Below are 19,165 nucleotides of genomic sequence, written 5' to 3' on the forward strand. Positions count from 1 at the left end.
TATACCTGAAACTGTTTTTTTGTAGTTTTTTATTCTAAAAAATTAAAATAATACAATAAAGTATAGGTATGTTCTAAATGGCCTATTTGTCTATATAGTCTTGGAAGGTCTTTTGCTGCATTGCTTTGGCATTTCTCTTATCATTTTCATTAATATCACCCTCTTTTGAGATGATTTTTCGCCCTATATTATCAAATAGGAGTTCTTTCTCTTTTTGTACAAATCCAAATCCATCAGAGAAACTGAAGTAGGCCCACTCTGGTTTATTTTGTTTTAAAAGCACATTTTTGCTCCATACATAATTAACAGAAGGTAGATTTAAGTTTTCTAAAAGAAGTTTTGGAAGGTCAATTTGGGATGTTATTTCATCAATAGTCTTTGGTTTTAAAATAGCACCACCAGTCCAGAGCATTGGTGTTCTAAAGTTGTCAGATTTTTTACCAGTGTCTGGCAATCGGTGCCCATGGTCGCCTATCACTATAACCACAGTTTCATTCCACCATGATTGTGTTTTGGCAGAATCTATGAATCGTCCAAATTCTTGGTCGGTATAATAAAGAGAATTTAGGTATAAACTTTCTTCATCATCACCTGCAAATAATGCTGAATCTAAAGGAACATCAAAGGGCTCATGACTGCTTAATGTAAGCAGCGTTTCAAAAAACGGGTCCTTCTTAGGGTAACTATGGTCTTTTAAATATTTATCAAATATGACATTATCATGAACACCCCATTTAGTGACATAAAGGTCTTCTGGGAAATCATTTAAATCTACAATCTTTTCAAAGTCACCCGCATATAGGTAGCTTTTCATGTTAGCAAATTCCGTTTCGCCACCATAATAGAAGGCGGTTCTATAGCCATCATTTTGAAAGTCTTTGGTAAGAATTGGGAGTCTTGCCGTTTTCTTAGGTTCTTTGATAATAGACTTGGTTGGCTGGGCAGGATAGCCGCTTAAAACCGCTATTATGCCTTTGTCTGTTCTATCTCCTGAGGCATAAACATTTGAGAAATAAACACCTTCTTTTTTTAGTCTATTGAAGTTAGGTGTTATCTCTTGACTATCTCTGGCTTCATCTACCACTTTTTCGGTAAAGCTTTCCCAAATAATTAAAAGCACATTAGGCTTCTTTAATTTTGGATTGATGAGTTGTTCTAAGGGTCCACTTTCTGGATATAGCTGCTCCATGGCTTGCGATATCTCTTCTTTAGGGAGGTAAGTGTATGGGTTTACTTTCAAGTTTCTCTTATTGACAATGGAGCTGAGGAAGTTCCATGAGGCGTTAACAGCAGATATGTTTGCAAAATTATTATCAGAGAAATAAACAGTGCTTTGATTCATAGGAGCTATGCCAAAACCACCTCTAATTGGAATGATTAGAGCAAATGCCATAAAAATAGCAATGGGCATAAAAGGCCATTTTTTAATGCTCTTCCAAGTGTTAATCTTTTTACCAATGATTCTGTAAACAAAGAAACTCGCTACTATTATTAATAAAATGTAGCTCAAGAATAACCTTACAACTGGAGACGATTTTACCGATGCCCATGCTTCATTAGGCGTACTTAAATACTGTAAAGGTGTAGCATCTAGCCTATAATCCCATACATTATATACCTCTAGGTCTATAACGATGATTAATGTTACCACAAAAACCAAGATTAAAGTATAGCCATAAAGTCCTCTTTCAAAGATGCTTTTCTTTATCCAATTAGAGAAAGCAACCCAAAAGAATGGGAAAATACTGAAGTAGCCCGCCATGGACATATCCATTCGGATGCCATTCCAGAAGATACCGAAGAGTGTTTCTAAAGTTAATAGTTTGGTTTCATTGATATGATAACCTAGGAAAATGAGTCTAGCCGTAAGAAAAAACGCTACCCAAAATCCAAAATATATAAACAAAAACTGTATTCTTTCTTTCATTCAATAGTAAATTGTGATCTTTGAGGCAAAGATAGAAATAAACTTACATGTTGATGAATCCAGGATTTGACGCAGGCGAAATAGCCCAATTAAAAAAAGAGTGTGAAGAAGAAGGCCAAAATTATGTTTTGGTATTAGATGAGCAAGAGCTTTCTGATAGTGGAGAGTACTTCCAGTTTCAGTTTATAGGTAAAACAGAGGACGGAAAAGAGGTGATTTATGATGCCGCTATTTTTACTTTAGAGCTTCATTATAACAGTATGATTCTAGACGAGGCGGAAAAAAGAGTAGGAGCTATTCATAAAGATTTTGTGCCTATAGAGCAGCGTGGAGGCGATTATGTAATTAATCCTAAAGCTGATGAGCTTATTGAGGAATTCATCATGGAAATGGAAGATGATGATGAAATGAAGGTGAGCGAGTTTTTAAATATTGACAAAGACTTCGAATTCGGAATAGGACTAGAGGTGGCTATCAATGTGGAAGAAATTTTCCCAGAGGTTATAGAAGACTTCATAAAGGAATTTAACGCAGGTACTTTTGAATTAGATAAAGACCGCTACAGTTTTAAGCAGGATATAGCCGGCGAGTAAATGCAACTTTTTTATAAAGCTAATTTTGAAGAGGATGCTGTTTTGGATGAAATAGATTCAAAACACTGCATACGGGTTTTAAGAAAAAAAGAAGGTGATGAGGTAATGGTGACGGATGGAATAGGAAATCTGTTCACCTGTCAAATAGCTGACGCTAATCAAAAGAAAACTAAGCTCGATATTTTAGCTACTCAAAGAGAATTTGAAAAGCCGAAAAGGCATATCAAAGTGGTGATAGCTCCTACTAAGAATATTGACCGTATGGAGTATTTTGTGGAGAAATCGGTGGAAATAGGTATCTCAGAAATATCTTTTATTCTAACTAAAAACTCAGAAAGAAAACACCTGAAATTAGACAGACTAAACCGAATTGCAGTTTCGGCCATGAAGCAGTCATTGAAAGCTTACCTTCCTAAATTATCTGATTTGGTCACTATAAAGGAGTATCTCGGGCAAACTGAAACTGCAAAACAGAAGTTTGTAGCTCATTTAAACGAAAAATCAACAGACCTAACTACGAATGATATAGGAGATAGCGTTTGTATTATGGTAGGCCCAGAAGGTGATTTTGACCCTTCAGAAATAGCAATGGCAGAAGCAGCAGGTTTTGAAATGGTGAGTATGGGGTATTCAAGGCTGCGTACAGAAACGGCGGGTTTGGTGGCGGTTACTTTATTAAATATGATTTAAGAAAGCATGAGAAAGTTATTCATAATGTTTTGTTTACTAGGGTTTGCTGAAGTTTCAGCTCAATCTCCTACTATAAAAATAGCAAGATTGAAATATGGTGGCGGTGGCGACTGGTATTCCAATAAAACCTCGCTTCCTAACCTTATATCTTATTGCAATACCAATTTGAAGATGAATATTTTCAGTGAAGAGGATATTGTGGATGCCAGTAATTCCGAAATTTTTCAATATCCTTTTGTGCACATGACGGGTCATGGAAATGTGATATTTTCAGATGCTGAGGCTGATAATTTGCGTAAATACCTGATTTCAGGAGGTTTTCTTCATGTGGATGATAATTACGGACTAAGCAAATATATAAGGAGAGAAATGCTGAAAGTGTTTCCTGGGTCTGAGTTTGTAGAGGTGCCTTTTAGTCATCCTATATATCACCAGAAATATAAGTTTCCGAATGGCCTTCCTAAAGTACATGAGCATGATAATAAAGCCCCACAGGGTTTTGGATTGTTTCATGAAGGCAGACTTGTTTGTTTCTTTACTTATGAGTCGGATTTAGGAAATGGCTGGGAAGACCAATCTGTTTATGGCGACCCAGAGTCAGTACGGGTTTCTGCCCTTCAAATGGGTGCAAACATCGTTTCTTTCGCTTTTACTACGTATTAAGTTTTGTATTTTCTTAATGTCCATCTTGGTATTATTTTAAGATAATTGCTCATTTGCATTAATTATGGAAGTTTCCATTGAACTTTTGACGTAAACGGGCGTTCTTGCAGTAGAAATAGTATTATTATTTAAAAATCACTTAATGGTTGCAGCCCTTTCTTTTTTTATAGGACATTGGTATTTGTCCCTTTTTAGTCAGACTTTCTTTTTACACAGATACTCCGCTCATAAAATGTTCACGATGAACAAATTTTGGGAGAAGTTCTTTTATATTTTCACTTACGTAACACAGGGTTCTTCTTATTTGAATCCACGTGCTTATGCAGTAATGCACAGAATGCACCACGCGTTTTCAGATACTGATAAAGACCCACATTCTCCGCATCATACCAAAAATCTTTTTACAATGATGTGGAAAACCAAAGACCTTTACACAGGCTTGGTGGATTATAAAGTAAAAATTGAAGAGCGTTTTGATAGAAACTTTCCGCAGTGGACTGCACTAGATAAATTTGGTGAATCTTGGATTTCAAGAGCCATTTGGGGAATAGGTTACATTGCTTTTTATGTGGTTGGTTTCTTATACTTTGATGTTCACTGGGGATTCTTTTTCCTTTTACCTATTCATTTTTTAATGGGCCCTATCCATGGTGCTATTGTAAACTGGAGTGGTCACAAATACGGCTATCAAAACTTTGACAATAAAGATGAATCAAAAAATAGTCTTCTTTTTGACTTTTTGATGATGGGTGAGTTGTTCCAAAACAATCATCATAAGCATCCAATGTCAATTAACTTTGCTAAGAAGTGGTTTGAACTAGACCCTACTTATCCAGTAATTAAAATGTTGACTTGGATGAAAATTATTACGCCAAAGAAATAAGCTTTAATCTTAGAGTTTTATAAATGAAAAAATCCGCCTAGAGCGGATTTTTTCATTTTAAAGCTAAGTTCCATTTGCCCTATAAGGGATTCAAGGAATCGTCGGTTTCGGCCTCGTGCGATAAAGCAGATATAACTTGGTCTTCGTCACTTTGACCTGAGAAATTAACGGCTGTTTCTATTAATGCTAAATGAGAATATGCCTGAGGGAAATTACCTAAAAGCCTTTTGGTTTTAAAGTCAATATCTTCGCTAAATAGCCCAAGATGATTGCTATAAGTAAGGATTTGGTCAAAAAGTCTCTTGGCTTCTTTTTTCTTTCCAATTTTAAATAGACTATTGATAAACCAAAAAGAGCAAATAGTAAACGAAGAAGATGGCGTACCAAAATCATCTTTATTTATGTAACGGTACATCAATCCGTCTTGGCAAAGTTCTTTTTCTGTTGCCAATACCGTACTGACGTAACGAGGGTCTTTAGCATCAATAAAACCATAACTTTCCATGAGTAGGGTAGATGCATCCAAATCTGAAGAATGGTAAGATTGGGCGTATGCCTGTTTCTCTTCATTCCAAGCATTCGTTTTAATGTCTTGCTCTATCTCTGCTCTTAACTCCTTCCATTTTTTTAGCTTGTCTGTTCTGTGAAGTAGCTCAGCTATTTTCACACCTCTATCAATGGCTACCCAACAAAGGAGTTTTGAGAATGTAAAATGCCTCTCTTCCGTTCTAAATTCCCAAATACCCTTATCTGCATTTTTCCAGTTCTTTTTTACAATGTCAATGGTTGATTTGGTAATAGTCCAAAGCTCTTCACTATAAAACAGCGTGTTTTGAAACCTTAGATACTGTTGATATAAAACATCCATCAAAATACCATAAATGTCATGTTGGGTTTGATGATAAGCTGCATTACCTATTCTTACCGGTTTACTGCCTTCATAACCTTCTAGATGCTCTAAAATCTCTTCAGTAAGTTTCTTTTGCCCATCTATACCATACATTATCTGCATTTTCTCATCTTTCTGAGGGATGATTTTGACAATAAATTCTAAGAAGTTTTTTGCAATTTTTTCATGACCAAGCCCAGAAACTACTTTGATTACCATACTGGCATCTCTTATCCAGCAGAATCTATAATCCCAATTTCTTACTTCGCCTATGGTTTCGGGTAAAGAGGTGGTGGCAGCGGCCAAAACGGCACCACTACGCTCATAGGTTAGCATTTTTAATGTCAATGCCGAGCGTAGAATTTCGTCATTGTATAAATCATAAGTGGTGGTGTTTTCAGCCCAGTTTAGCCAATACACTCTGGTTCGTTGCATTTTTAGGTACTGACGCTCCACATCTTGATGAAGTAGCTTTTCGAAATAACTAAAAAGAAAATATTGGTTCTCCTCTAAGGTCAGTTCTTTACCTTCTAGAATATCGCTATGCGAAAAAGAAGAGTAGAGATATACCGAATCATAACTTCCAGAAGTGGTTTTGGTTTTGATGTACTCGCCTTTATCTTGAGTCAATTGTTCTTCTTTGGCATAGCCCAGTTTAGGGTTATAATTGACCGAAAATTTCGGTTTACCTTTTAAAAGTTTGATGTATCTTACTATTTCTGCCGGATATTGAAGAATGTTATTATCAGTAGTATACCTAGGCATGAAGTCAATAAATTCAAAAGCATCTTCGCCATTATTGAATTCTGTGACCAGAATATTGGTTTTATATATGTATTTTTGACTAATAACATATGAGGAATCGACATTTACTTCAAAAGCTCCTCCTTTGTTTTTGTCCAATAATTTGGCAAACATAGAAGGTGAATCAAATTTTGGTAAACAACACCAGTCAATACTTCCACTTTTACTTATCAAAGCGGCACTTTGACAATTACCAATCATTCCGTAATCTAAATTTCTCATTAACGCGTTTTTATTAATACTTAAAAATTTCCTATGAGTAAAACCATCATTGTCTCTAACAGACTCCCACTTTCTTTAAACATAAACCAAAACGAGGTAGAAGCAACTCCTAGTGTTGGAGGACTTGCCACTGGTCTTAAATCTGTTCATGCCGATGGTAACGGAATCTGGATTGGATGGAGCGGACTCACAGAAGAAGAGATTAATCCTTCTCTAGCTCCTAATGTAGAAAAAGCACTGGAAAATCAAAAGTGCAGATCGGTTTCTTTATCAGAAAAAGAGGTAGATGGTTTCTATTACGGTTTTAGCAATAGAACATTATGGCCATTGTTCCATTATTTCACGGAATATTCCGAATTTAATAATGAGGATTGGGAGACATACAAAAGAGTAAATCAGAAGTTTGCTGATTTGGTTGTAGAAAATATTGAAGACAATGACCGAGTTTGGGTACACGATTACCAACTTTTGTTAGTTCCTCAAATGGTAAAAGAGAAAAGGCCTGATGTCAAAATTGGCTTTTTCCTGCATATTCCTTTTCCGTCTTATGAGGTTTTTAGAACCTTACCTTGGCGTGAAGAAATTTTACAAGGAATGATGGGTGCCGACTTAATAGGTTTTCATACCTATGATTATGAGCGACACTTTTTGAGCTCGGTGCAGCGTCTTTTAATTTGTGACCTTGATTTTAATAATGTGCTTTATGATACCAGAAATGTGAAGGTAGATTCCTTCCCAATGGGTATTGATTTTAATAAATTTCATAATGCGGCTATTGAGCACTCAAAAGCCAAAGTGAAATCCGAAGTTCAGGAAAGCATAGATAAGCATAAATTAATAAAAGGAGATACACAGTTTATCTTAAGTATTGACAGGTTAGACTATACCAAAGGTATAGCTCAAAGAATTATGGCTTTTGAGCATTTTCTAGAGAAATACCCTGAATATCTGGGCAAAGTGAGGTTAGTAATGTTGGCCGTGCCTAGCAGGTCAAACGTGCCGCAGTATCAAGATTTGAAAAATGAAATTGACCAATTGGTAGGCAGGGTCAATGGTAAATTCTCAGAAGTTAACTGGACGCCAATTTGGTATTTCTATAGGTCTATGCCTTTTGAAAACCTTATTGATTTATACTGTAGCTGTAAAATAGCATTGCTTACGCCAGTAAGAGACGGAATGAATTTGGTGGCAAAAGAATACATAGCCAGCCGAGTAGATAATACAGGGGTACTTATTTTGAGCGAGATGGCAGGTGCTGCAAAAGAGCTAAATGAGGCTTTAATCATAAATCCGAATAACCTTGACCAGATAGCAGACGCTATTAAAACGGCATTAGTGATGCCTGAAAAAGACCAGATTAAGGGCAACATCATTATGAAAGACCGTGTTCAGCGATATAATGTGGAGCGATGGGCAAATGAGTTTTTGGTTAGTTTAGAAGATGTGGTTTCTAAGAAGCCAGAAACGGCGGCTAGGGCAGTTAAAGGTAAGGTAGAGGAAAGTATAGTTAAGTCTTTTAGAGATGCTAAATCTAGGGTGTTATTCTTAGATTATGACGGAACACTGGCGGCCTTTAAAAATAGACCAGAAGATGCTTATCCGGGGGATGAACTATTTGAGATTTTGGATGGAATTCATGCCAACCCTAAAAATAATCTTGTTTTAATCACTGGAAGAGATAGAGAAACCTTTGATAGATGGTTTGGTAGTAAGCCTTATACCTTAATTACGGAGCATGGTTTATGGCAAAAAGATGGTGCGGGTGCGGAATGGAATCAACTAGAGCAGGTAAATAATAGATGGTTCTCTGTTATTTTTCCTATTCTGGAGCGTTTCACTGACCGTACGCCTGGTTCACAAATTGAAATTAAGAACTATTCTATAGCTTGGCATTTTAGAAGGGTAGACCCAGTATTGGGAGAGGCAAGGGCTAATGAGCTTAAAAACACCATTCAGCCATTAATAGGAAACCATAGCTTAGAAATAATGGAAGGTGATAAGGTACTTGAAGTTAAAGTGAGTGGTGTAAATAAAGGAAAAGCGTCTACCAAGTTTTTGGCAAATCTGGAACCTGATTTTATTATAGCGATGGGTGACGACTGGACAGACGAATTTATGTTTAAAGACTTACCAGATTCTAGTACAACCATTAAAGTAGGAAATAAAAAGACCGTAGCGAAATTCAGAATTAACAACACGAAATCTGTTTATGAGCTGCTGAGGAAGTTTATATAAAAGTAAAACTCCCACTAAATATGAATTTGGTGGGAGTTTTTTATTTGAACAGGTCAATAACTCTAAATCTCTCTTACCCTAATGTTTTTATAATAAGCTCTTTGTCCGTGATGCTGAAACATCAGGTGGCCTTCTTTGTCGGAGTGATAGTTAGGGTTTTCTTTAAATTTACCTTTTTCTAAAAGAGCGTTTAATTCAGGGCTTCCAATCTGAAAATCTAAGACCTTCTGACCATTAAGCCAGTGCTCCACATGTCCGTTTTTATGGGTTAGTTTGGCTTGATTATATTCACCGATAGGTTTCAATGTTTTGTTTACGGGCGGAATTACGTCATATAGCGAACCAGCAGAGCGAATGGCAGCCGTGTCATTAAAATGTAAATCGTCTAGTACCTGTATTTCAAAATTGTTAAGCCAGTTTGGGCTATTTCCATTTCCAGACTCCATGGCTGCTATTTCCTGTACATGAAAAAACACACCACTGTTGGCCGCTGTATCCACAGCCCATTGATATTCTAATTCAAAATTCTCGTATCTACTTTTGGAAACTAAGTCTCTATTGGCCGTATCAGGATTTGCTACTAAAGCTCCATCTTCTACCGTCCAAACACCCTCAGGGAAGATGTCTAAACCATAACCTCTAAGAGAATTGGTGTTGCTGCCATCAAAAAGAATAGTCCATTCTTTTTCGGCAATTTCCAGTTTTTCTTCAGTCGTTTCTGTGGAATTACATGCCGTAATTAGACCAGCAAGTAATACCAAGAGGCATTTATGATTCAGATTCATTAAAAATAGGGTTGAATAGTGGGACGAAAGTAGGAATAAATATTACTTAAGAGATAATTAATCGATGAAGCAGCCTATTCGGAGGATTTGGAGTATATCTAAACCTCCTTAATACTTCATTCCTAAAGTATATAGTTGTTTCCGGATAATTCAAAAATCGTGTTTATTGCTTTTTTAATTTGATTGGTAGTTTGTGTTGATAAATAATATGGTGATTTTTTGATTAGGATTTGCTAGATAGTCTTACTTTTGGTTTTCTTCATTTTATGAAAGCTTTAAAAGTATTGGTAAAATTTTCGTTTCTAGCATTTTTCCTAAGTCTTGCCAGTTTAATGGCAATAGGGCAAGAGGTTAACAAAAAAAGAGAGCAAAAAATCGTTTCGAATAATTTAAGCACAACTTGTACTTCATTATCCAGTTTATTTCATGGTAATTTAGTTGAAACTTATGAATATAGTTTTAATTCAGTTATCAATAACGAAGCTTGTCATAGTTCGGCATCCACAATAAACTTAGGTTGTTTATCATCAAGCGATAATCAATCTTGGTTTGTGATAGAGATAGTAAAAAATGGAGATGTCAGTATTTCTTTTAGTAACTCAAGTGCTTATGATTTAGATGCAGCTATTTGGGGAAAGGTTTTAAATGGAGATTTGAATAATTTTCAACAGGCACTTTCTACCGTACCAATAGCTTGTGATTATTCGGCGAGTAATCCTCTAATCATTATTCCTAACGCTAAAGTTGGAGAACTTTATATTTTATTGATTACTAATTATTCAAATGTAAATACCGAGATAACACTAAGTCAAAGTCCTAGAGATAATGTTTATTTTAAATACTTATGTCCTGAAAATTTGAATCGAGCTGGGAATATTACTGGAGATAATACTTATAAAAGTGCTAATAGAATAAGTTCGGATGAAACTATTGAAAATGGTAAAATTTTATATTCTGCAGGGAATTTAATTGAACTTGAACCTGGCTTTGAGGTTAAGGCAAATTCTATTTTTAAAGGAGAAATAGAAGGGTGTGAACGTTCACCTAAATTTGGGTCATTAGTTATCCAACCCGGACCTGCTGATGGAAAAGACCTTGATGTAAATTCGATAAGCCCTGAAGTAGTTGCTCACTACAATAACGACTTTATCGACCCGTACGCATGGACTCAAAATGGTTCTTCAAATATTAAAAGGGTTTTTATAGAATTCGATTTGTCTACAATTCCAATTAACGCAATAATCGATTCGGCTTTTCTTGATTTATATTTTAGTAAAAGTTTAACTGAGCAATACAGTATATTTCAAGGTCATTACGGGCAAAATGATTTACTAATTAAAAGAATTCTATCGCCTTGGCAGCAAACTACATTTACTTGGAATAACCAACCATCAGTAACAGAAATAAATAGAGTTGAAGTTGGGGCTGCAATAACTAGTAATCAGGACTATCCTGGAATTAGTGTTAAAAATCTTGTTCAAGATATGTTAGGTGTGAACTATGGATTTTCTATAGTACATAAATATGAGACACCTTATAAAATAACTTGCTTGACTTCTAGTAGTGAGGTGAATCCGGCTATCAGACCGAGATTAAGAGTTTTTTATCACTATTTCTAAACCTCCTTAATACTCAAGGCTATACGTTTGCGGGCTGCATCCACCTCCATAACTTTAACCTGAACCTTCTGGTGAACGCTTACAACTTCATTAGGGTCTTTGATAAATTTATTGGCAAGTTGTGATACATGCACTAATCCATCTTGATGAACGCCCACATCCACAAAACAACCAAAAGCCGTTATATTGGTTACAATACCCGGTAATACCATGCCTTCTTTTAAGTCTTCAATGGTATGAACATTTCCGAATTCAAAAGCCTCTAATTGCTCTCTTGGGTCTCTTCCTGGTTTTGCTAATTCTGCCATAATATCGGTTAGCGTAGGAAGCCCAACTTCTGCAGAAACATATTCCTTCAGGTTAATTGACTTTCTAATGGCTTCGTCTTCTATTAAAGTATTGATGGTAACACCTTTGTCTTTTGATATTTTTTTGAGCAAGTCATATCGTTCTGGATGCACTGCAGAATTGTCCAAAGGGTCTTTTGCTCCATGAATTCTTAAAAAACCTGCGGCTTGTTCATAAGCTTTTCCACCTAATCGCGGCACTTTTAAAAGCTGCTTTCTAGAAGTGAATTTTCCGTTCTTCATTCTATAGTCAACCACATTTTGAGCTAAACTAGGTCCTAGACCAGAAACATAAGCCAATAGATGCTTCGAAGCGGTATTTAATTCTACACCTACCGAGTTTACACAACTCTCTACAGTGCTATCTAAACTCTCTTTCAGGAATTTCGGATTGACATCATGTTGGTACTGACCTACGCCTATTGATTTTGGGTCAAGTTTAACCAGTTCAGCTAAAGGGTCTTTTAAGCGGCGACCTATAGAAACGGCACCTCTTACCGTAATGTCTTTGTCAGGAAACTCTTCTCTTGCCACTGTGGATGCCGAATAAATGGATGCTCCTTGCTCAGAAACCACATAAACACCTTTTACGCCAGTATTTATTGATTTAACAAAGTCTTCTGTTTCTCTACTGGCAGTTCCGTTTCCTATAGCTATGGCATCAATTTTATAATCAGCTACCAGTTTTTTTATCGCGATTTCCGCTTCATTCTTTTTGAAAGTAGGGTATACCACGGTGTCGTAAAGCAAGTCTCCCAACTCATTCAGCACCACAGTTTTACAGCCAGTTCTAAAACCAGGGTCTAAAGCCAAAACGCGTTTTTGTCCCAAAGGAGCAGATAAAAGCAGCTGCCTTAGGTTGGTTGCGAATATCTGAATGGCAGCTTCGTCGGCTTTTTCTTTGCTTAAACTATTAAACTCATTTTCAATAGATGGGTTCAGAAGTCTTTTGAAAGCATCTTCTATCGCCAGTTCTACTTGTTCTTTGCAGGCAGGCATGCCTTGCACATATTGCCTGTCTAATATATTGAGTGCTTTATCGGTATCAATATCAATACTCACTTTAAGGAAACCTTCTTTTTCACCTCTTCTTAAAGCCAGTAACCTATGAGAGGGTACGTTTCTTAAACTTTGAGAAAAATCGAAATAGTCTTTATATTTAATTCCTTCGGTCTCTTTTCCTTTTTTGACTTTGGCAGAGATAATGGCTTCTCTCTCAAAAATGGTTCTAAGCCTATTTCTAGATTCTAGGTTTTCATTAATCCACTCCGCCATGATGTCTCTGGCTCCTTGAAGAGCTTCTTCTTTAGATTTGACATCTTTGTTTAAGAATTGAGCGGTAAGCTGTTCAAGGCTACTTTCTCTTTGTGCAAAAATACGTTTTGCCAAAGGCTCTAAACCTTTTTCAATAGCAATTACGCCCTTCGTTTTACGTTTCTGCTTATAAGGCAAGTAAAGGTCTTCCAGCTCTTTAAGGTGTAATGCTTTGTTTAGCTTCGCCAACAAATCGGGTGTCATTTTGCCTTGTTCCTCAATAGAAGAAATAATGGCAAGTCTGCGTTTATCGGCTTCTTGAAACTTTTCAAACTGCTTTTTAATATCGGCAATAGCTACTTCGTCCAAACCTCCTGTCTTTTCTTTACGGTATCGGGCTATAAAAGGTACGGTAGCACCTTCTTCCAAAAGCTGGATAGTTTGGTTAACAGAATTAGAAGAAACGTTAAGTGTCTGCGTTATATAAGTAGTCTGAGAATTGTTAAGCATAGTTCTTAATTTCTTTACGAGGCGTACAACCTTTTAGGAAGAAATATTATTTGATATTGTAATAGCAAAAGTGTCAATTATCATGAAGAAAGTCATCCTCATTTTTACATTATTTTCCACATTCTACTTAAGTTCTTGTGACTCAGTTTCTCCAAAACTTGAATCTGATTTGGTAATTGTTAGCGGGCAAAGTTTTGGCGAGTGTGAAGGGGAGTGTACGCAGTATTTTGAGCTAAATACTCAAAATGATAGTGTATCGTTTGTTTCGCAGCCATATCATGTTGACAATGTGAATGAGAAGAAGATATTTAAAGGCACGCTAGCAAAAACAGACTGGCAAGAGATACTATCTGAAATCAATACAAAGACGTTTAGAAGCCTTAAAGATGTACATGGCTGTCCAGACTGTGCAGATGGTGGTGCCGAATGGATTGAAATGTCTGACAGCTCGGGTACACATAAGGTTACATTTGAATACGGACAAGAAGTGAAAGGCATTGAAAATTTGATAATTTTGCTACGCAATCAAAGAAACGCCTTATCAAAGAAATACCTATCTCCGATTTAGATTATGACCTAGTGGTGGTTGGTGGCGGAGCCGCTGGCTTTTTTGCTGCTATAAATACGGTTTCTAATAATCCTGACTTTCGTGTTTTAATCATTGAAAAAAATAAAGAAGCACTACAAAAGGTCAAAGTATCTGGCGGTGGCAGATGTAATGTGACTCATGATTGTTTTCAAGCTTCGGAACTTGTCAAAAACTATCCTCGAGGTAAAGAGTTTCTCTTAAAACCATTTGAAAGATTTGGTCCAAATGAAACCATAGCTTGGTTTAATAATAGGGGAGTAGGAATAAAGAAAGAAGCAGATGGCAGGATGTTTCCGGCATCAAATACTTCTCAAACCATTCTAGATTTGTTTCATGACGAAATAAAGCGATTAGGAATAGAATTACGCTGCTTAGCCCGTGTTAGCAATTTTGAAAAGGACGAAAGCGGTTGGAAGATTGACCTTCAAAAAGGGAGAAGCCTCAGAACAGGGAATTTGATGCTAGCCACAGGTAGCGATAGAACCATTTGGGAAACTTTAAAGAAACTAGATTTACAAGTGGTAGCTCCAGTACCGTCTTTATTTACATTTAAAATAGAAGACGAAGAATTAAGAGCTTTGGCTGGCAATAGCTTTCTGAATAGTAAAGCGAGTATTCCAGACATAGAAACTACCGGCCCTGCATTGATAACACACTGGGGAATGTCAGGTCCATCTATATTGAAGTTATCGGCTTTTGCTGCCAGAGAATTAGAAAAGAAGAATTATGTTTTCAAATTGAAGATGGACTTCTTGCCAGAGCTCTCTGATAAAATGGTTTTAGAAACCTTAAAAAACTATCAAACAGAGAACCCTAAAAAGAAGGTTTTAAATACGCCACTCTTTGATTTGTCAAAACGATTTTGGGAATTTTTGTGCAAAAGAAGCAATGTAGGTGAATTTCAAAATTGGAGTGAAACGGGAAAAAAGCATTTCAAACTTTTTCAAGATAATCTTAAGAAAATGGTGTTTGATGTTACCGGAAAAAGTACTTTTAAAGAAGAGTTTGTTACTGCTGGCGGTGTAGACCTTTCTGAAATAAATCCAGATACATTTGAAGTGACAAAACACCCTACTTTATTTATGGCAGGAGAGGTTTTAAATATTGACGCTGTTACTGGTGGTTTCAATTTTCAAGCGGCTTGGACTGGCGGATGGCACGTAGCAAAGGGTATTTCTAAGACAAAAGCTTGATTGAGTGGTAAAATGTAAACATTCGCATTAAATTATCAATCCATATATTTTAATAAGGTCAAACCTTCTATTATCTTTGTTTTAGAATTATAGCGAGATAAAACTGAAATGACCCACCTGATAGAGCGATTTACCGAGCACATGAAATCCGGTAAATATAATAGTATGACTGTGGCGGCTTATAGAAAAGCCATCTTCGTTTTTTACAACGAGGTGAGAGACCTGCCGCAAAGCAAAATTACGGACGAATTTATAGGTGATTATTTAAAGGATTTAGGGGAGAAAAAAGATAAGGCTGAAACCATTCAAGCGGGGAAAGCATTAAAGCTTTTTTATGACGTTATTTTCGGAAGAAAACTAGGCATCAAATCTACTGGAGAGTCTAAAGACCAGAAGTTACCAGAAATTTTAAGTAAAGAAGAGGTTAAGAAGATTCTTTACACGGTTACTAATATCAAGCACAAATCCCTTTTACTTCTTATTTATAATTCTGGTCTAAGAATCAGTGAAGCCATTAACTTAATGGTAGACGATTTAGATATGGAGAAATGCACCATTAGGGTGGTAGATAAAAATGAGGATAGCAGTCGTGTATTATCTCTAGCTCCCAATATTATAGATTATCTGAAAAGGTACTTTGTCAAAAGTAAACCAGAGACTGTGCTTTTTCCCGGAGAGAAAGGAAAACCATATAGCTCTAGAAATGTGCAATTGTTTTTTCAGGCTGCTTTAAAGAAGTCTGGAATAGATAAAAATGCTACCGTGCATACATTGAGACACAGTTATGCTGTACATGCTTTAGAGGCGGGAATGGATATCCACTTACTGCAATATATCTTAGGCCATAGGTTTCTTCAAACTACATCTGTTTATAATCAAATGGCCAATGTAGATGTGAGTAAGCTTAGAAATCCTATTCAAGATATTAATCTAAACGAAGGAGAATTTACTTTTTCTCTTTATTAGACTTAATGATTCGATGAATTTTTACAGGCGAAATAGCATTCTCAGTCAAATCTTTATATTCAGCTCTGTTTTTATAAATTTCAACAGCAGAGAATATCGCTTGTAACATAGACCCAGAATCTGCTTCCCCTTTTCCTGCTAAGTCAAAAGCTGTTCCGTGGTCTGGTGAAGTTCTAACTGCAGATAGACCGGCTGTAAAGTTAACTCCAGAGTCAAAAGCGAGCATTTTGAAAGGTGTTAAACCTTGGTCATGATACATCGCTAATACGGCATCATATTGTTTCCATTGTTGCGTAGCAAAGAACCCATCACTAGGGAAGGGGCCGAAAACCAAAGTTCCTTTTTTACGGTACTCATTTATCAATGGCTCAATTATCTCAACCTCTTCTTTTCCAAGCAAACCATTTTCGCCAGCATGTGGATTAAGTCCTAGTACAGCAATTTTAGGTTTCTGAATCTTAAAATCAACTTTTAGACTATTAAGCATCAAGTCTAATTTAGTCTTGATTTGCTTTTTATTGATGTTCTTTTTGACTTGTTCAATTGGAATATGGCCAGTAACCACACCTAAACGTAACTCTTCGCTTACTAAAAACATCAAAACCTCTTCCGCCTGAAATTCATTAGCCAAGTATTCTGTATGCCCAGGAAATTTGAAACCTTCTCCTTGCGTATTATCCTTTGATATTGGGGCAGTAACTAAAGCTTCTATATAACCACTTTTTAAGTCTTGCGTAGCTCTATCTAAAGCTTGAAAAGCTAATTGGCCAGCTTCTTTTTGAACTGTACCAAGGGCTACCTCGAAATTAGGCCCGTTATAACAGTTAACTAGGTTAATCTGCTTCTTGTTAAGCTGTCGGGTGTTTTGGACAGTAGAAAAAAGCCAATCATTATAGCCAAGCAAGCTTTTATATTTGCTTAAATGTTTTCCTGAACCATAAATAACTGGTGTACAGATTTTATTAATAGAGCTGCTTGATAAAGCCTTTATTATAACTTCCGGGCCAATGCCGTTAATATCTCCAATACTAATTCCAATTCTGGGAATGTTGTCGCCTTCCATAGGGCAAAATTTTGCGGTTATGTCTAAATTGCCAAAGTTAAGATAAAAAGTGACGTTTAGGAAGAAAATCTAGACGGATACATCAGCAAATTAGCCTAAGGGCTATTCCATAGAAATGAGAATTTTAATAGTAGATGAGATGCATCCTTCCATAGTGGAGATGCCAAAAGCCTTAGGTTTGGAGGTAGATTATTATCCAAATATTGCTTTCGAAGAAGTATTAGAGCGTGTGGGGATTTATGAAGGCTTAATTATTAGAAGTAAGTTTTCCATAAATGAGGCATTTTTATCGCATGCTTCAAACTTGAAGTTTATTGGTAGAGCAGGGGCTGGTTTAGACTTGATTGATTTAACTGCCTGCAAAAAGGCTGGCGTAACAGTTTTTGGTGCCAATGAAGCTAACAAAGTAGCTGTAGCAGAACATTTGATAGGAATGTTACTTTCTTTACTGCATAAAATTAATACGGGAAGTAGAGAGGTTAAAGAAGGAAAGTGGAATAGGGAAGCCAATAGAGGAGAGGAGCTTTTTGGTAAAACAGTGGGTATCATTGGCTACGGGAATAATGGCCAAGCTACTGCTGAAAGGTTAGCCGCTTTTGGCTGCAAAATTTTGGCTTACGACCGCTATAAATATGGTTTTGGCACTCATGTGATTAAAGAGTGCGATATGCCCGAAATATATGAAAAGGCAGACATTGTGAGTTTACATATTCCACTCACCAAAGAGTCTGACAAATGGGTCAATGCTGACTTTTTTGATAAATTTCAGAAGCCTTTTATATTCTGTAACATAGCTCGTGGAGAAATAGCCGTCCTGAAAGATTTGGTAGATGCCATGAAGTCAGGAAAAGTCAAAGGTGCATGTTTGGATGTGTTAGAAAACGAAAAGCTTAAAACGCTGACAGAAGGGCAAAAAAACAGTTTTGACTATTTAGCTAGTCAAAATAATGTAATTCTTACACCCCATGTAGCTGGTTGGAGTACAGAGTCTTATGTTAAAATAAATGAGGTTTTAAGAGATAAGATTAAACGACTTTTAGAAAAGTGAGATGAGCACATATACCCAAATATTATATCACCTTGTGTTTTCAACAACAAACAGAGAAAGGAGTTTGAAAGCTGAGGGTAGACCTATTTTGTTCAAATATATTTGGGGTATTCTAAAAGAGAAAAAGTGTCATTTATATAGAATTAATGGTGTAGAAGACCATATTCATATTGTTTTCTCCTTACATCCTACTATTTCATTAGCTGCTTTGGTGAAAGATATAAAACTGGCTTCCTCTTTAATGATAAAGGAAGAAAAGCTGTTTCCTTTTACATCTTGGCAAGAGGGCTATTCTGCATTTACCTATTCTCTTGATGCCAAAGATAATTTGATAGAATATGTCAAAAATCAAGAAGAGCATCATAAGAAGGTATCCTTTAAAGACGAATTGATTTCGCTTTTAGATGAGTTTCAGATTGAATATAAAGAGGAATATTTGTTTTGATTAATGTCTTTTAGGAGATTGTTTCTTTGGTTATTGGCAAGCCTGAATGGGCTTGAAAATGAATAGAAAGAGAAAGTAGATAGAACAGGGAGGCCTAATGTGCTTCAAATGAATAGGGTTTTTATTTGTTCTTCAACCCCTTCAGGGTTGTGCTCTTGCGATTACAAATTTTTCTATTCACCTTAAACCCCTTCGGGGTTCGTTTGTTTCGAATGTTTTCAATGTCTTAAGCAAGCCCGAATGGGCTTGAAGTTGAATAGAAAAGGAATTTGCAGAGAGTACAGGGAAGCCTAACGGGCTTCAAATAAGAAGAAATTTGTCTAGAGAGTCAACCCCCTTCAGGGTTGTGTATTCTGTGCCTCCATAATATTTTCTATTCACCTTAAACCCCTTCGGGGTTCGTTTGTTTCGAATGTTTTCAATGTCTTAAGCAAGCCCGA

General features: G+C 36.4%; 16 protein-coding genes. 11 read left to right on the forward strand and 5 right to left on the reverse strand.

Annotated elements, in window-relative coordinates; genetic code table 11:
- Positions 1–82 precede the first annotated feature (82 nt).
- The gene (locus AC0L6O_RS11690; protein ID WP_473302540.1) at positions 83–1,927 is read right to left on the reverse strand and encodes an LTA synthase family protein; all 1,845 of its coding nucleotides are present in this window, start codon (positions 1,925–1,927) and stop codon (positions 83–85) included.
- A gap of 53 nt (positions 1,928–1,980) precedes the next feature.
- Between AC0L6O_RS11690 and AC0L6O_RS11695 the strand changes: the two genes are divergently transcribed.
- From AC0L6O_RS11695 to AC0L6O_RS11710, 4 genes are all read left to right on the forward strand, one after another.
- Entirely contained in the window at positions 1,981–2,520 is a 540-nt protein-coding gene (locus tag AC0L6O_RS11695; RefSeq protein WP_473302541.1) for a hypothetical protein, read from the forward strand.
- On the forward strand, positions 2,521–3,210 hold the full coding sequence (locus AC0L6O_RS11700) for an RsmE family RNA methyltransferase (RefSeq protein ID WP_473302543.1): 690 nt from the start codon (positions 2,521–2,523) through the stop codon (positions 3,208–3,210).
- A gap of 6 nt (positions 3,211–3,216) precedes the next feature.
- Entirely contained in the window at positions 3,217–3,873 is a 657-nt protein-coding gene (locus AC0L6O_RS11705; RefSeq protein ID WP_473302544.1) for a DUF4159 domain-containing protein, read from the forward strand.
- Positions 3,874–4,015: 142 nt separating this feature from the next.
- The gene (locus AC0L6O_RS11710) at positions 4,016–4,756 is read left to right on the forward strand and encodes an acyl-CoA desaturase (RefSeq protein ID WP_473302546.1); all 741 of its coding nucleotides are present in this window, start codon (positions 4,016–4,018) and stop codon (positions 4,754–4,756) included.
- Positions 4,757–4,835: 79 nt separating this feature from the next.
- Here the strand turns inward: AC0L6O_RS11710 and AC0L6O_RS11715 are convergent, their stop codons facing one another.
- Positions 4,836–6,671, reverse strand: coding sequence for a glycoside hydrolase family 15 protein (locus tag AC0L6O_RS11715; protein ID WP_473302547.1), 1,836 nt, complete (start codon positions 6,669–6,671; stop codon positions 4,836–4,838).
- A 33-nt stretch (positions 6,672–6,704) separates the two neighbouring features.
- Between AC0L6O_RS11715 and AC0L6O_RS11720 the strand changes: the two genes are divergently transcribed.
- Complete coding sequence (locus AC0L6O_RS11720) at positions 6,705–8,906, forward strand: bifunctional alpha,alpha-trehalose-phosphate synthase (UDP-forming)/trehalose-phosphatase (protein WP_473302548.1); 2,202 nt, start codon at positions 6,705–6,707, stop codon at positions 8,904–8,906.
- A 62-nt stretch (positions 8,907–8,968) separates the two neighbouring features.
- Here the strand turns inward: AC0L6O_RS11720 and AC0L6O_RS11725 are convergent, their stop codons facing one another.
- The gene (locus tag AC0L6O_RS11725; RefSeq protein WP_473302550.1) at positions 8,969–9,691 is read right to left on the reverse strand and encodes a 3-keto-disaccharide hydrolase; all 723 of its coding nucleotides are present in this window, start codon (positions 9,689–9,691) and stop codon (positions 8,969–8,971) included.
- A 266-nt stretch (positions 9,692–9,957) separates the two neighbouring features.
- Here AC0L6O_RS11725 and AC0L6O_RS11730 point away from each other — a divergent pair, with 266 nt between their 5' ends.
- Positions 9,958–11,310 carry a DNRLRE domain-containing protein gene (locus AC0L6O_RS11730; protein ID WP_473302551.1) on the forward strand — a complete coding sequence of 451 codons (1,353 nt, stop codon included), beginning with the start codon at positions 9,958–9,960 and terminating at the stop codon, positions 11,308–11,310.
- On the opposite strand, the gene AC0L6O_RS11735 is transcribed toward AC0L6O_RS11730, so the two are convergent.
- On the reverse strand, positions 11,307–13,421 hold the full coding sequence (locus AC0L6O_RS11735; protein WP_473302552.1) for a Tex family protein: 2,115 nt from the start codon (positions 13,419–13,421) through the stop codon (positions 11,307–11,309). The genes AC0L6O_RS11730 and AC0L6O_RS11735 overlap by 4 nt on opposite strands.
- 82 nt (positions 13,422–13,503) lie before the next feature.
- Here AC0L6O_RS11735 and AC0L6O_RS11740 point away from each other — a divergent pair, with 82 nt between their 5' ends.
- The 3 genes from AC0L6O_RS11740 to AC0L6O_RS11750 all read left to right on the forward strand — a co-directional run bounded on the left by AC0L6O_RS11740 (position 13,504) and on the right by AC0L6O_RS11750 (position 16,169).
- Positions 13,504–13,989 (forward strand): hypothetical protein, encoded by a 486-nt coding sequence (locus AC0L6O_RS11740; protein ID WP_473302554.1) that lies wholly within the window; start codon positions 13,504–13,506, stop codon positions 13,987–13,989.
- An 11-nt stretch (positions 13,990–14,000) separates the two neighbouring features.
- Positions 14,001–15,203, forward strand: a complete 1,203-nt coding sequence (locus AC0L6O_RS11745; protein WP_473302555.1) for an aminoacetone oxidase family FAD-binding enzyme — start codon at positions 14,001–14,003, stop codon at positions 15,201–15,203.
- Between the two features lie 108 nt (positions 15,204–15,311).
- The gene (locus AC0L6O_RS11750; RefSeq protein ID WP_473302556.1) at positions 15,312–16,169 is read left to right on the forward strand and encodes a tyrosine-type recombinase/integrase; all 858 of its coding nucleotides are present in this window, start codon (positions 15,312–15,314) and stop codon (positions 16,167–16,169) included.
- On the opposite strand, the gene pdxA is transcribed toward AC0L6O_RS11750, so the two are convergent.
- A complete protein-coding gene (pdxA, locus tag AC0L6O_RS11755) occupies positions 16,150–17,232 on the reverse strand; it encodes a 4-hydroxythreonine-4-phosphate dehydrogenase PdxA (protein WP_473302558.1) in 1,083 nt (360 codons plus the stop codon). The genes AC0L6O_RS11750 and pdxA overlap by 20 nt on opposite strands.
- Positions 17,233–17,347: 115 nt before the next feature.
- Here pdxA and AC0L6O_RS11760 point away from each other — a divergent pair, with 115 nt between their 5' ends.
- A complete protein-coding gene (locus AC0L6O_RS11760; RefSeq protein ID WP_473302559.1) occupies positions 17,348–18,280 on the forward strand; it encodes an NAD(P)-dependent oxidoreductase in 933 nt (310 codons plus the stop codon).
- A gap of 1 nt (position 18,281) precedes the next feature.
- Entirely contained in the window at positions 18,282–18,725 is a 444-nt protein-coding gene (tnpA, locus tag AC0L6O_RS11765) for an IS200/IS605 family transposase (protein ID WP_473302561.1), read from the forward strand.
- Positions 18,726–19,165 lie beyond the last annotated feature (440 nt).

Source organism: Arcticibacterium sp. GJ41-1 (assembly GCF_055808875.1).

What these genes read in the sequence shown, in the direction of transcription:
- AC0L6O_RS11690 (WP_473302540.1), bottom strand. Translation starts at nt 1,927, where the DNA reads ATGAAAGAAAGAATACAGTTTTTGTTTATATATTTTGGATTTTGGGTA.
- AC0L6O_RS11695 (WP_473302541.1), top strand. Translation starts at nt 1,981, where the DNA reads ATGAATCCAGGATTTGACGCAGGCGAAATAGCCCAATTAAAAAAAGAG.
- AC0L6O_RS11700 (WP_473302543.1), top strand. Translation starts at nt 2,521, where the DNA reads ATGCAACTTTTTTATAAAGCTAATTTTGAAGAGGATGCTGTTTTGGAT.
- AC0L6O_RS11705 (WP_473302544.1), top strand. Translation starts at nt 3,217, where the DNA reads ATGAGAAAGTTATTCATAATGTTTTGTTTACTAGGGTTTGCTGAAGTT.
- AC0L6O_RS11710 (WP_473302546.1), top strand. Translation starts at nt 4,016, where the DNA reads ATGGTTGCAGCCCTTTCTTTTTTTATAGGACATTGGTATTTGTCCCTT.
- AC0L6O_RS11715 (WP_473302547.1), bottom strand. Translation starts at nt 6,671, where the DNA reads ATGAGAAATTTAGATTACGGAATGATTGGTAATTGTCAAAGTGCCGCT.
- AC0L6O_RS11720 (WP_473302548.1), top strand. Translation starts at nt 6,705, where the DNA reads ATGAGTAAAACCATCATTGTCTCTAACAGACTCCCACTTTCTTTAAAC.
- AC0L6O_RS11725 (WP_473302550.1), bottom strand. Translation starts at nt 9,691, where the DNA reads ATGAATCTGAATCATAAATGCCTCTTGGTATTACTTGCTGGTCTAATT.
- AC0L6O_RS11730 (WP_473302551.1), top strand. Translation starts at nt 9,958, where the DNA reads ATGAAAGCTTTAAAAGTATTGGTAAAATTTTCGTTTCTAGCATTTTTC.
- AC0L6O_RS11735 (WP_473302552.1), bottom strand. Translation starts at nt 13,421, where the DNA reads ATGCTTAACAATTCTCAGACTACTTATATAACGCAGACACTTAACGTT.
- AC0L6O_RS11740 (WP_473302554.1), top strand. Translation starts at nt 13,504, where the DNA reads ATGAAGAAAGTCATCCTCATTTTTACATTATTTTCCACATTCTACTTA.
- AC0L6O_RS11750 (WP_473302556.1), top strand. Translation starts at nt 15,312, where the DNA reads ATGACCCACCTGATAGAGCGATTTACCGAGCACATGAAATCCGGTAAA.
- pdxA (WP_473302558.1), bottom strand. Translation starts at nt 17,232, where the DNA reads ATGGAAGGCGACAACATTCCCAGAATTGGAATTAGTATTGGAGATATT.
- AC0L6O_RS11760 (WP_473302559.1), top strand. Translation starts at nt 17,348, where the DNA reads ATGAGAATTTTAATAGTAGATGAGATGCATCCTTCCATAGTGGAGATG.
- tnpA (WP_473302561.1), top strand. Translation starts at nt 18,282, where the DNA reads ATGAGCACATATACCCAAATATTATATCACCTTGTGTTTTCAACAACA.